A 13,035-nucleotide genomic window follows, 5' to 3' on the forward strand; every position below is an offset into this window, starting at 1 on the left:
CCCCGCCACGGTGATGCCCGCCGGTGAGGTGATCGCCTCCTACCACGAGCTGTGGCACGTGGAGCAATCATTCCGCATGAGCAAGCACGACCTGCGGGCCAGGCCCGTCTTCCACCACACCCACGACGCCATTCAAGCCCATCTCACCGCGGTGATGGCATCCCTGGCCGTCGCCCGCCACCTACAAGCCGCCACCGGCATCAGCATCAAACGACTCGTCCGCGAACTGCGGCCCCTCCAGGAAGTCACCATCACCATCAACGGCCACCAAATAACCGCCCAGCCCCAGCTCACCCAGACCGCACAGCAAATCCTCAACAACCTGAACGCCGCAGGGCACTAAACTGTCAGGACTCAGGTCAGATTCTGGTTGGTGTGGTGCGGGAGAATCCGGGCGAACATGGTCTGGCGGGTGATTCCGGGGCAGTGCTCGACACTCGCGGGTATACGGGTAAGCGTGCGGACTGGTGGGAACACGGCCCCTGCGGGCAAGACTCTGCCCGATCTGCTAGGGGCAAGGCCCGGTCAATTGCACCAGGTTCGCGCCGACATCCCCCTTCTAAGGCGTCGCGGAGCCGATAGAGGCCATGGCCGCCTCTTGCGGTGTGCTTAGCGGCCTGGGGCGTAGGCGGTTACTCGTCCCGGGCGTGCGTCGTAGGTGACGATTAGGGACGGGTTGGTCAATAGGATGGCGTCGTGCTCTGAGCCCGAGATACCCAGCGCAATGGGCGAGCCGTCGGTCACGGCCCACATGCCAGAAAGATACAGCGTCGAACTCGTACGTATAGGAGTGGAATAGGTCATCGCCACGACCGACTGATCGTTCGACAGGACGAATCGGCCGGATGTGAAGTCGCAGCTGCCGTCGGCTGCCTCAGGAATGATCTCGGTTTCGTTGACGGTGATGATCAGAGGGCACTTATCGTCGTAGGGAGAAACGGAGTCGTCGTATTCGACCTGGATCTTCTGTCCGCTCAGGTCACCCTCGGTGAGGAACAGTTTGATCTGCTCGGCGGTAGGCCGTGGTGACTGATACAAAGGGCTGAGTGCGAGTTCTGTTGCGGGACCCAGTGAGTCCTCTAGACGCTCCGGATCTGTAATCTCGAAAACGTCTACCGGTTCGCCGTCTGGTGAGAATATTGTTACCTCATTGTCGGTAGCTGTGATCCAGCCATCGGCCAGGGAGAGAACGAGATGACCTGCCTCTAGGTCGAAGTCAATCGTTTCTCCTGAAGCAAGATCTATTGCGGTGTCATCGTTGACTAGCGCGTAGGTGGCGTCCTCTCCCACGTATACGAATCCAGGAGTCCAGGCCATAACGTAATTGTAGTAGTCCTCGATGCGGGTCTGCCACAGTTCACTTGTAGGGTTTGCCGAGGACCAGCCGGTGCAGGTTCCGTAAGCGCAGGTGAATGCGTATGTGCCGACTATTACCGGCGGGGTTGGGGACTCCCATGGGACGTCGGAGATCAGTTCGCCGGATGTGGTCAGCAACTGGCCTCCCGCGATTATGACGTCGCCCCAATACATGAAGACATTGTTTTGGGGGCCGACGTCGGTACTCCAGCTCCGGGTAGGTGTCTTGCCGCTGATGTCGTAGGCGGTTAGCCGCGAAACGTCGTCCGAGGAGCCTGTGTCAAGGGTAAGAAGCTGATTCCCGTTTGCTATGACCTGGGAGTCGGCCTCGACGTCGAGTGTCCAAACTTCATGGGCACCATCGGCCCAACGGGAGGAAATGATCTGTTGGCTGGAGGAGTGGAGAGCGCGCAACACGGCGAAGGTGCCCACACCGGCGCATACCAGAAGTATTACGGCGGCCACGGCTCCGATGATCAGGGGGCGTCTGCGCCTCTTCGGAGGGAGTGGGGGCGCAACGATATAGCCGTACGGTGTGCCCGGTACGTAGGCGTTGCCAGCTTGTGGGGGCGGTGTGGCGGCGCTCATACGGCGATACTAGAACATGGCGCCAATCACGCCTACGAGGATGTACAAATGCGCCGGGCCGGGCGCGCAGCCGGTCATCGGGACGCGTCCGGCCCGGCGGGGTCCTACTCGGCGCCGGGCGCGTAGCCCGTCGCCTCCCCGCTGGTCGGGTCGTAGGCGACGATCAACTCGGGGTTCATGAGGTAGAACTCGTCGGTGCCGAACTCGTTTTCCCCCAAGCTGATCAGCTTGCCGTCCGCGGTGGTCCACATGCCGCGCAGCGAGATGGTTGACGCGGTCTGCATGGGGGAGGAGGCGGTCATCATGACCAGTGAGTCGTCATCCGAGATCAGCAGGTACGGCGTGTAGTCGAAGCTGCAGCCCCAGTCCTCCTGCGTGGTGTCAAGCTCGGTCCCGTCTACGAGGAAGGCTACCGTGCAGGTCTCGGCGTCCTCATCGATCCTGACCTGGGCGCGCGCCCAGCTGAGGTCACCGTCCTTCGCGAGCTTCGTGATCTGCTCGGCGGTGACGTTCGGGGCGTCGAACAGGCGCGCGGCCCCCAGCGGGTTCTCATCAGCGGCGGCCTCGAAGCTGTCCCTCTCCTTTCCGGTTGGAGAAAGCAACGTGTAGCGCCCAGTGTCGTGATCAACCTTGACCCAGCCGTCGGCAAGAGCACCTAGGCCGTACGTGTCGCCGAGGTCGAAGTCGATGACATCGCCGGTGGCGAGGTCCACCGCCTTGCTGCGGGAGACGCTCACGTAGGCTACCTGGTCGTCCTGATAGACGCGGGACGGGTCCGGGTATGCTGTGGACTGGTCGGTGAAGATGTTTTCGGGCTCGTCTATTTGCTGTTCCCACAGGGAGGTACTCGGGTCGTCGGCGGCCCAACTGGCGCAGGTGCCGTCGTATGTGCACAGCAAGGCGTATTCGTCCAGAAACTCCGGGGCGTCACGGGACTCCCACGGGGCGGTGTAGGCGCCGCCGTCGGACGTCTCCAGCAGGGTGCCGCCGACGACGAGGTAGTCGCCCCAATACTCGAAGCGAAACTCATCGGTGCCTACTTCTACCTCAACGCTCCACTGCTCCTGCGGGGCGCCGTCAGCGGTGTCGTAGGCGGCAACGCTCCAAACCCCCAGCGAATCGGTGGGGGAGGCGACGGCGAGTTGGCTGCCGTTGCCTCGAATGTAGGAGTCCGGCTCCAGCTCCAGGGACCAGGTCTGGTGTGATCCCTCCGCCCAGTCGGCAGAGACACTCGCGGAGGCAGTGGCGTTGCCGGACGTGCCGCGGGAACGCAGCAGCGCACCGATGCCGACGCCAGCGGCCACCAGGACGATGACGCCCAGGACCGCCCCGATGATCAGCGGCATACGGTTCTTCTTGGCCGACGGCCCTGCGGGCGCGGGCGGTTCCGGAGAGTAGCCGACCGCTTCCTGGTTCTGGGGCGTGGGCTGAGGCGCGGCGTAGGGATCGGTGCTGGACTCGGATTGGTGCGGGGGAGGGACGGGACTCATGGGGGAAGCTTACAGGCGGCCCTTCGCATGTCGGTGGTGAGCGGGATCAGGGCGCATCTGCAGGGGAGCCCGTCGCCAACCACCGGCACCTGGTTGATGAGAGGGGGCCGGCCCAGCCGGTCTTCCACGATGGCGGGCCAGCCGTTCTTCCCGCCTGCTGTCACAATGAGCTCCTTCTTGTGGCCGGTGATGTGCAACAGTCCCTCGGCGTCGATCACGCCCAGGTCTCCGGAGCGGAAGCAGCGCTCCGGTGACTTCCCGGGCCGGGCGGGCTCGTCGTCCCGTTGGTGCCAGCCGGCGTCAAATCACGACCTTGGGGTATGTTCCACGACCACCCCGGGGTCGTGGAACATACCCCAAGGTCGTGAACCGTCAAGCGGTGTCCCTGGCAGAACCCTGCCGACGGCAACCGGCTACACATCTCCCAAGCGGGAGGGGCTGCAAGACGGTGCCCGGCAGTCGTCTCGACCGGTCTTGGTGCGTGAGCATCGGTCCCGGTGAGGCGGGGGCCGTCACACCCGGGTGTAGAGCTCGTCGATCTCCTTGGCGAAGCGCTTGGTGGCCTCATCCCGCCGCACCTTCAGCGACGGGGTGAGCAGCCCGTTGGCCTCCGTGAAGTCGCCCGGCAGCACCGTGAAGGTGCGGATGGACTCGGCCCGGGAGACCGCCTCGTTGGCGCGGGCCACGGCCCGCTCCAGGGCCGCACGCACGCGCGGATCCTTGGTGGCGTCGATCGGATCCATGTCCGGCAGGCCGTGACTGGACAGCCACAGTGGCAGCATCTCCGCATCCAGCGTCACCAGGGCCCCGATGCACGGCCGGTTGTCCCCGACCACCAGCACCTGGCTGACCAGCGGGTGCCCACGCAGCCGGTCCTCGAGCACGGCGGGCGCGACGTTCTTGCCGCCGGCGGTGACGATGAGTTCCTTCTTGCGGCCGGTGATGTGCAGGAAGCCGTCGGCGTCCAGGGTGCCGATGTCCCCACTGCGCAGCCACCGGGTGCCGCTCGCACCCGCTGCCTTCGTCGGCGCCGGGTCCGTGCCGGCGGTCTGCGCGGGCGCGGCATCGGGCAGTGTCACGAACGCCTCGGCGCTCGCCTCGGGGTTGTTGTGGTAACCGCGGAAGACGCCGATGCCGCTGATCAGCACCTCGCCGTCGTCGTCCAGGCGGACCGCGGTGCCCGGCAGGGGCAGGCCGACCGAGCCGATGCGGGTGGCGGCCGGCAGGTTCACCGTGCAGGGGGCCGACGTCTCCGTGAGCCCGTACCCCTCCAACACCGTCACCCCGGCGCCACGGTAGAAATGGCCCAGCCGCTCACCCAGTGGGCCGCCGCCGGAGATCACATGCGTGACGCGCCCGCCGAGCAGGCTGCGCAGCGTGGAGAACACCAGCCGGTCGAAGGCGGCGCGCTGGGCACGCAGTCCGCGGCTCGGTCCGGCGGGCGTGTCCAGGGCACGGGAGTAGGCGATCGCCGTCTTGGCGGCCAGGCGGAACACCTTCTGCTTGGCGCCGGTGGCGCGGGCGTCGGCCGCGTTGTAGATCTTCTCGAAGACGCGCGGTACCGCGGGCACGAAGGTCGGTCGGAAGGAGGCCAGGTCGGTGACCAGGTTCTTCACATTGGGGGCGTGCCCCAGCACGCCGGCCGAGGAGCACACGATCGCCATCTCCACGAACCGGCCCAGTACGTGCGCCAGGGGCAGGAACAGCAGCGTGCGCGTCTCGGGCGCCTCCAGCACCTCGGGCACGTGCGCGCAGGCGTTGACGCACAGGTGGACCAGGTTGCCGTGGGTGAGCTCGGCGCCCTTGGGGCGGCCGGTGGTGCCGGAGGTGTAGACGATGGTGGCCAGGTCGGTGCTGGTCAGCTGGGCGGTGCGGGCGTCGAGCTCGGCGGCGCGCACGTCCTTGCCTGCGGTGATGAGTTCGGTGATGGCCTCCCGGGCCAGGCTCAGCACGCGCAGGTCGGCCAGCGCCGGGTCTTGGCCGGCCAGCGCCGTCAGCATGGTCTCCATGGGCTGGTCCTCGACGACCACCAGCCGTACGGCGGCGTCGGTGAGGATCCAGCGGGCCTGCTCGGCGGAAGATGTCTCATAGATGGGGACGACGACGAGGCCGGCCTCCCAGGCGGCGAAGTCCAGCAGTGTCCACTCGTAGCAGGTGTGCGCCATGATGCCGAGCGCGTCGCCGGGCTCCAGACCGAGGGCGACCAGTCCAGCGGCCACCTCCCGCACCTGGTCGCGGAAGGCCTGCGCGGACATGTCGCGCCAGCGCCCGCCCACGGAGGACTTGCGGGCGATCACTGCGCCGGTGGGGTTGGTGCGTACCCGCTCGGCCAGCGCCCAAGGTGCCGTCATGGCGGCGTGCGCCGGCACCAGCAGCGGTGTCGAATGCTCGCGCGGGGAAACGGTGGGCGCGCCCGCCTCGGCGGAGTTGGTTTCCTGGCTCACTCCTGCGGCCCCTTCTTGGTGGTGGAGTAGATGTCGGCGATGGTGTCAGCGTAGGTCTCCATCACCAGGGAGCGCTTGACTTTCAATGAGGGGGTCAGCAGCCCGTTGGCCTCGGTGAAGTCGGAGGTGAGCACCCGGTAGGTGCGAATCGACTCGGCGCGGGAGACCGCCCGGTTGGTGCGTGCCACTGCCCGGTCCAGGGCGGCCAGCACCTGCGGGTGGGAGGCGGCGGTGGTCACGTCCATCTCCGGCAGGTTGTGGTTGGCCAGCCACTGCGGCAGCATCTCCTTGTCCAGGGTGACCAGGGCGGAGATGAAGGGCTCGCCGTCGCCAATCACCAGGACCTGGCTGACCAGCGGGTGGCCGCGCAGTCGGTCCTCCAGAATGTTGGGGGCCACGTTCTTGCCGCCGGCGGTGACGATGAGCTCCTTCTTGCGGCCGGTGATACGCACCCAGCCGTCGGCGTCCACGGAGCCGATGTCGCCGGTGCGGAACCAGCCGTCGTCGGTGAAGGCCTCGGCGGTCGCCTCGGGATTGTTGTGGTAGCGGGAGAAGACACCCAGGCCGGTGACCTCGAGCTCGCCGTCGGCGCCGACGCGCACCCGGTTGCCGCACACGGGCGGGCCGACGGTGCCGATCTTGTTGCGGATGTCCAGGTTGACGGCGGTGGGGCCAATCGTCTCGGTCAGGCCGTAGCCCTCCAGGATGACCAGGCCGATACCCCGGTAGAAGTGGCCCAGCCGTTCGCCCAGCGGCCCGCCGCCGGAGATGGCGTAGCGGGCGTTGGGTCCCAGGAGGGCACGGATGGTGCGGTATACCAGCTGGTCGGCCAGGGCGTGCGCGGCCCGCAGTTGCCGGGAGGGCCCCTCGGGGGTATCCAGGGCGCGGGAGTAGGCGATCGCCACCTTGGCCGCCCAGCGGAAGGTCCGCAGCTTGACGCCGGAGCCGGCCTTGGCGTCGGCGGCGTTGTAGATCTTCTCCATCACCCGCGGTACCGCCAGCACGTAGGAGGGGGCGAAGCCCTGCAGGTCGGGCAGCAGAGTCTTGACGTCGGGGGTGTGGCCGAGCACGCCGTTGCCGGCGATGGCCAGCAGCTGCAGGAAGCGTGCGTAGGCGTGGGCCAGGGGCAGGAACAGGAGCAGGCGCGTGTCGGGGGAGTTGAGCAGCTCCGGGATCCAGCGCACCCCGTTCCAGCCCAGGCCGGCGGCCTGTCGGTGGGTGATCTCCACGCCCTTGGGGCGCCCGGTGGTGCCGGAGGTGTAGATGATCGAGTAGACGTCATCGCAGGTCAGGGCTTCCGAACGGGACTCCAGCTCCTCGCGGAGCACGCCCCGACCGGCCTCGACGATGGTGGAGATGGCGTCATGGTCCAGGGACAGCACCTTCACCGCCGCGTCGGGCTGGGCGGACGCGTATGCGGCCGCGGCCCCCCGCACCAGCTCCGCCAGGACGGCACTTTCGGTCACCACCAGCCGAACGTCGGCGTCGGCCAGAATCCACTCCACCTGCTCGGCGGAGTCCGTCTCATAGATGGGCACCGACACCAGGCCGGCCCGGGCGATCGCCATGTCCAGCAGCGTCCACTCGTAAGAGGTGTGCGCCATGATGCCCACCGAGGCTCCGGGCTCCAGGCCCATTCCGATCAGCCCGGAGGCGACCCGGGCGACGTCCTCACCGAAGGCGCGGGCGGTCACCTTGACCCACGAGTTGCCCAGCTGCGTCTTGCGCTCGATCAGGGTGGCGTTGGGTGTGCGGGCGATGCGGTCGGCCAGCAGCCACGGGACGGTCCAATCCGACTCCGGCTCTTTGATCAGCGGGCTGACGGCGACGCCGTCGACGGCGGTGGGGCTGCCCGCCTCGGAGGGGACGCCGGTGGACATGGGTGCGGAGGATTGTGGGGCCACTGCAACATTCTTTCAGGTCGAGCGCCGGTTGTGCGCGGATTGGAGCGACGAAACCGGCTGCCAGTATTGGAGAAAACCTCCAGGTGGTGGATGGGAGAAGGGGCGAATCGGCCGCGGTGCGGCGGAGGGCCGGCGTGACCGGTCCCCCGCCGACACCGGGCGTGCGTATCGGTGCCCGTCAGGACTGCACGCCCGCCGGCCCGCCGTAGATGGCGTCGATGTCGGCGGCGAAGTGCTTCAGGGCCGCACTGCGGCGTACCTTCAGCGACGGGGTGAGCAGGCCGTTGGCCTCGGTGAAGTCGTCCGTGAGCACCCGGATCTTGCGGATCGACTCGGCCCGGGAGACGTGCTTGTTGGCACGGTCCACGGCGCGGTTCAGCGCAGCCAGCACCTGCGGGTGGACGGCGGCCTCGGCCACGGTCATGGGCTCCAGATCGTGCGTGCGCAGCCAGGTCGGCAGCATCTCCGCGTCCAGCGTGATCAGGGCGGCCACGAACGGCCGCTGCTCGCCGACCACCACCACCTGGCTGATCAGCGGGTGACCGCGCAGGGAGTCCTCCAGCGCAGCCGGAGAGACGTTCTTACCGCCGGCGGTGACGATGACGTCCTTGGCACGCCCGGTGATGGTCACGTAGCCGTCCCGGTCCAGTGAGCCCAGGTCGCCGGTGCGGAACCAGCCGTCGTCGGTGAATGCGGCGGCCGTCGCCTCAGGGTCGTGGTGGTAGCCCTGGAACACGGACGGGCCCTTGAGCAGAATCTCGCCCTCGGACGAGATGCGCACCGCCATGGGCGGCAGCGGCGGGCCGACGGTGCCGATCTTGGACAGCCGCGGCGTGTTCACGGCGATCGGGCCGACCGTCTCGGTCAGCCCGTAGCCCTCCAGCACCGGGATGCCCAGGCCCCGGTAGAAGTGGGCCAGGCGGGTGGACAGGGGAGCGCCACCGGAGATGATCCAGTCGGCGTTGCCACCCACCAGGGTGCGGATGCGCTGGTAGACCAGCCGGTCGGCCGCGGCGCGCTGGGCGCGCAGGGCACGGGACGGCCCGGCCGGGGTGTCCTGCGCCTGGGAGTACTCGATCGCTACCTTCGCGGCCCAGCGGAAGATCCTTCGGGCGCCGCCGCCTCCCGCCTGCGCATCGGCGGAGTTGTAGATCTTCTCCAGCACCCGGGGGACCACCAGCAGGTAGGAGGGACGGAATGAGGCCAGGTCCGACAGCAGGTTCTTGGTATCGGGCGCGTGTCCCATGATCCCCTCGCCGGAGATCTGGAAGACCTCCAGGAAGCGGGCGAACACGTGTGCCAGCGGCAGGAACAGCAGCAGCCGCGAACCCCGCCCCATGCCGATCTCCGGCATCCACAGGTGCGCGTTGGAGCACAGGTTGGTGAAATTGCCGTGCGACAGGACCGTGCCCTTGGGCGAGCCGGTGGTCCCGGAGGTGTACACGATGGTGGCGATGGACTCGGTGGTCAGGGAGTCGGTGCGCGTGCGCACCTGCTCGCGGGACACGTCCCGGCCGGCCTCGGTGATGGTGTGCAGGGCGCCGGTGTCCAGGGACAGGACCTTCAGGCCGTCCTGGTTCAGCGAGGCCGCGGCCGCCCGCACCAGCTCCGCGGTGGTGATGGTCTCGGCGATCACCAGGCGGGCGTCGGCGTCGGCCAGCACGTAGGCGATCTGCTCGGCGGAACTGGTCTCGTAGATGGGGACGGGCACGAGCGCCGCCGTCCAGCAGGCGAAGTCCAGCAGCGTCCACTCGTACCGGGTGCGGGACATGATGGCGACTCGGTCGCCGGGCTCGAGTCCCATACCGATCAGGCCCGCGGACACCGAGAGCACGTCGTCGTAGAACTCCTGGGCGGTCATGTTGCGCCAGGTCTCGCCGATCTCCTGCTTGCGGGCGATCAGCGGGCGGGCGGCGGAGCGGCGCACGCGGTCCTGCAGCATGGAGGGGATGGTGGTGTGCTCGTCGATGCGGATGAGTGTGGGCGCCTGCCACTCGAGGGCGTGCCCGGGCCGACCACCGGTCGGGGCGGGATCGGAGGAGCTGGCCCCATCTGCTTGGGAGGCGGGTTCCACGGGGGTGGAGGTCATGGTTTCTTCTTCCTCGAGCCGGGGCGGCACAACGACACGGGATGGGGCACGTGCACCCCGGCTTCGGTTATGGATTACTCACCATACCGCCGGCGGGTGCTGGCTGCGTGCATTCGAGTCGTCCCGCGCCAGGCACGAGTGCGCCGTCGGGCCCGGGCGACTCCGGGCCCGACGGCGCTCGGGTCAGCGGCGCTTGGCCGGCTTGGCCGGGGGCTCCCCGAGCTCGACCGCGACCACCTGCACCGGCGCGGCGGCCTCGGCGGCCGGGGCCAGCGTGAGCTCCCCGGTGACCTTGGCGGCCTCCACCAGGTCCGCGCGCACCGTCTCGACGGCGGGGGTCGCCGGCGCGGCCACGGCCAGGGTCACCGCCAGGATCGGCGTCTTCTGGCTGGTCTTGGCCTCCGACTTCACCTTGCGCAGGGCCGCCAGGGCGGCACCGGCGTGGACGACCAGCTCGGCGTCGGCGTCGCCGGCCGCCTCGCGCAGCGGCGCGGCGACGGGCCAGTTGGTCCGGTGCACGGAGCCGGTGCGGTACCAGCTCCACACCTCCTCGGTCGCGAAGGGCAGGAACGGGGCGAACAGGCGCACGAAGGTGTCCACGGCGATGGCCAGGGTGGTGCGGGCGCTGCGTACCGCGGCCGGGTCGTGGGAGCCGTCGAAGTCGTTGGCACGGTCCTTGACCAGCTCGATGTAGTCGTCGCAGAAGGTCCAGAACAGCGACTCGGTGGCCTCCAGGGCGCGGGAGTGCTCGAAGCCCTCGAAGGCGGTGGTGGCCGCGTCGACCACATCGGCCAGCGCCGCCAGCAGCGCCCGGTCGATGGGCTCGGTCACCTCGGCCGCGTTCAGGCTCGGGGCGGGGGCGGCCGCCTTGGTGGCCGCGTCGGCGTCCCACGGGATGCCCATGGACAGGGCGAACTTGGAGGCGTTGAGCAGCTTGATGGCCAGGCGGCGGCCGATCTTGATCTGCGTCTCCTCGAAGGCGGCGTCCAGGCCCAGCCGGGCTGAGGCCGCCCAGTAGCGCACGGCGTCGGAGCCGTACTGCTCCAGCAGTCCCATGGGGGTGACCACATTGCCCTTGGACTTGGACATCTTCTTGTGGTCGGAGTCCAGGATCCAGCCCGACAGCCCCGCGTTCGCCCACGGCAGGGCGCCGAACTCCAGGTTCGCGCGCACCACGGAGGTGAACAGCCAGGTGCGGATGATGTCCTGTCCCTGCGGGCGCAGGTCCATGGGGTAGACGCGACCGAACAGGTCCTCGTCGGTGAGCCAGCCGGAGGCCAGCTGCGGGGACAGGGAGGAGGTGGCCCAGGTGTCCATAATGTCCAGTTCGCCGACGAAGCCGCCGGGCTTGCCGCGCTGGTCCTCGGTGTAGCCGGCGGGCACGTCACTGGAGGGGTCCACCGGCAGGGCGGACTCCTCGGGGGTGATGACGGCGTCGTAGTCGACCTCGCCGTCCTCGCACACCCGGTACCACAGCGGGAAGGGCACGCCGAAGAAGCGCTGACGGGAGATCAGCCAGTCGTTGTTGAGGCCCCCCACCCAGTTCTCGTAACGCACCCGCATGAAGTCGGGATAGAAGTTCAGTTCCTTCCCGCGCTCAAGCAGCTCGTCGGCCAGGTTCTTCCCGGAGGCGGGGTTGGTCCACGCCTTGCCGCCGTTGCGGATGTACCACTGGCGGGAGGTGACGATCTCCAGTGGCTTGTCGCCCTTCTCGAAGAAGTTGGTCTGGCGCACCGTCTTGGTGGGCTCGCCACGCATCTCGCCGGAGGCGGTCAGCGCCTCCACCATCACCTGGCGGGCCGAGTAGGTGGTCTTGCCCGCCATGTCCGCGTAGGCCCGGCGGCCGGCGTCGGTGGTGATCCAGTCCGGGGTCTCGGTCTCGATGCGTCCGTCCTTGCGCAGGATGGCCCGCAGCGGCAGGTTCAGGTCCCGCCACCAGTCGATGTCGGTGGTGTCGCCGAAGGTACAGCACATGGCGATGCCGGCGCCCTTGTCCATCTCCGCCTCGGGGTGCGGCAGCACGGGAACCTCCACCCCGAATACGGGGGAGGCCACGGTGGTGCCGAACAGCGGCTGGTAGCGCTCGTCGTCGGGGTGGGCGACCAGGGCCACGCAGGCGGCCAGCAGCTCCGGCCGGGTGGTTTCGATGCACACGTCGGCGGTGCCGTTCGGGCCGGTCTCGATGGGGGCGCCGGCCGCGGCGGCGGTGGCTGCGGCCTGGGGGTCGACGACGTGGAAGGCCAGGCGGTGGTAGAAGCCCGGGTATTCGCGCGACTCGATCTCCGCCTGGGCGACGGCGGTGCCGAAGGTGACGTCCCACAGGCCCGGCGCCTGCGCCTGGTAGGCCTCGCCACGGGCCAGGTTGCGCAGGAAGGCGGTCTGTGCGACCTTGCGGGCGCGCTTCCCAATGGTCTGGTAGTTCTGCTTCCAATCCACGCTCAGCCCCAGGTGACGCCACAGGGCCTCGAACTGCGCCTCATCCAGGGCGGTCAGGCGCTCGCACAGCTCCACGAAGTTGCGCCGCGAGATCGGCACCTGGTCGCGGGCCTTGATGGACTTGCCCTCGCCGCCGGTGTGCGGGGGAACGAAGTCGGGGTCGTAGGGCAGGGAGGGGTCGCAGCGCACCCCGAAGTAGTTCTGTACGCGCCGCTCGGTGGGCAGGCCGTTGTCGTCCCAGCCCATGGGGTAGAAGACGGCCTTACCGCGCATGCGCTGGAAGCGGGCCAGCGTGTCGGTGTGGGTGTAGGAGAACACGTGCCCCACGTGCAGGGATCCGGAGACGGTGGGCGGGGGAGTGTCGATGGAGAAGACCTCATGGCGCTGCGCGCTGCGATCGAAGGCGTAGATGCCGTCCTGCTCCCAGCGCTCCTTCCAGGTCTCCTCCAGCCCGTCGGCGTTGACCCTTTCGGGCACGTTGGGGGAGTGGAGCTCGGAGGGCAGGAAGCGGTCCCCGGCCGGGGCGGCGGGCGTGGGCGCAGCGGATTCGGCGGCTGACTCAGACATGTGCCCGATTCTGTCACGGCCGGGCGGGCCCGCCTGCGCCAGCACCCGCGCAGGCCATGTGAGGTGGGCAACCGGCCCGGCGTTCCATTGCGAGCCGGACGCAACCGCGGCTCAGGTGGGCGACGGCGGCCGCCCCTGGGCGCTGTGGGGGCATCGGCAAT

At 68.6% G+C, this 13,035-nt stretch carries 8 protein-coding genes; 1 reads left to right on the forward strand and 7 read right to left on the reverse strand.

The genetic code is table 11. The features are described 5' to 3' along the window. On the forward strand, positions 1 to 343 hold a 343-nt coding region (locus tag ACGLYG10_RS12830; RefSeq protein WP_432416217.1), incomplete at its 5' end, for an IS1634 family transposase. Positions 344 to 609: 266 nt separating this feature from the next. On the opposite strand, the gene ACGLYG10_RS12835 is transcribed toward ACGLYG10_RS12830, so the two are convergent. The 7 genes from ACGLYG10_RS12835 to valS all read right to left on the reverse strand — a co-directional run bounded on the left by ACGLYG10_RS12835 (position 610) and on the right by valS (position 12,874). Continuing rightward, complete coding sequence (locus ACGLYG10_RS12835; RefSeq protein WP_139240991.1) at positions 610 to 1,944, reverse strand: hypothetical protein; 1,335 nt, start codon at positions 1,942 to 1,944, stop codon at positions 610 to 612. Positions 1,945 to 2,048: 104 nt separating this feature from the next. Beyond that, on the reverse strand, positions 2,049 to 3,434 hold the full coding sequence (locus ACGLYG10_RS12840) for a hypothetical protein (RefSeq protein ID WP_139240992.1): 1,386 nt from the start codon (positions 3,432 to 3,434) through the stop codon (positions 2,049 to 2,051). Beyond that, a complete protein-coding gene (locus ACGLYG10_RS12845; protein ID WP_073332771.1) occupies positions 3,431 to 3,652 on the reverse strand; it encodes a hypothetical protein in 222 nt (73 codons plus the stop codon). Before ACGLYG10_RS12845 ends, ACGLYG10_RS12840 begins: the two co-directional genes overlap by 4 nt. A gap of 294 nt (positions 3,653 to 3,946) precedes the next feature. Continuing rightward, entirely contained in the window at positions 3,947 to 5,785 is a 1,839-nt protein-coding gene (locus ACGLYG10_RS12850; protein WP_083565928.1) for an AMP-dependent synthetase/ligase, read from the reverse strand. 89 nt (positions 5,786 to 5,874) lie between these two features. Next, positions 5,875 to 7,758, reverse strand: a complete 1,884-nt coding sequence (locus ACGLYG10_RS12855) for an AMP-dependent synthetase/ligase (protein ID WP_073332776.1) — start codon at positions 7,756 to 7,758, stop codon at positions 5,875 to 5,877. A gap of 202 nt (positions 7,759 to 7,960) precedes the next feature. Beyond that, a complete protein-coding gene (locus tag ACGLYG10_RS12860; RefSeq protein WP_073332779.1) occupies positions 7,961 to 9,871 on the reverse strand; it encodes an AMP-dependent synthetase/ligase in 1,911 nt (636 codons plus the stop codon). 183 nt (positions 9,872 to 10,054) lie between these two features. Then, positions 10,055 to 12,874 carry a valine--tRNA ligase gene (gene valS, locus ACGLYG10_RS12865; protein WP_073332781.1) on the reverse strand — a complete coding sequence of 940 codons (2,820 nt, stop codon included), beginning with the start codon at positions 12,872 to 12,874 and terminating at the stop codon, positions 10,055 to 10,057. Between the last annotated feature and the right edge of the window lie 161 nt (positions 12,875 to 13,035).

This window comes from Actinomyces glycerinitolerans (genome assembly GCF_900098745.1).
GTDB lineage: Bacteria > Actinomycetota > Actinomycetes > Actinomycetales > Actinomycetaceae > Actinomyces > Actinomyces glycerinitolerans.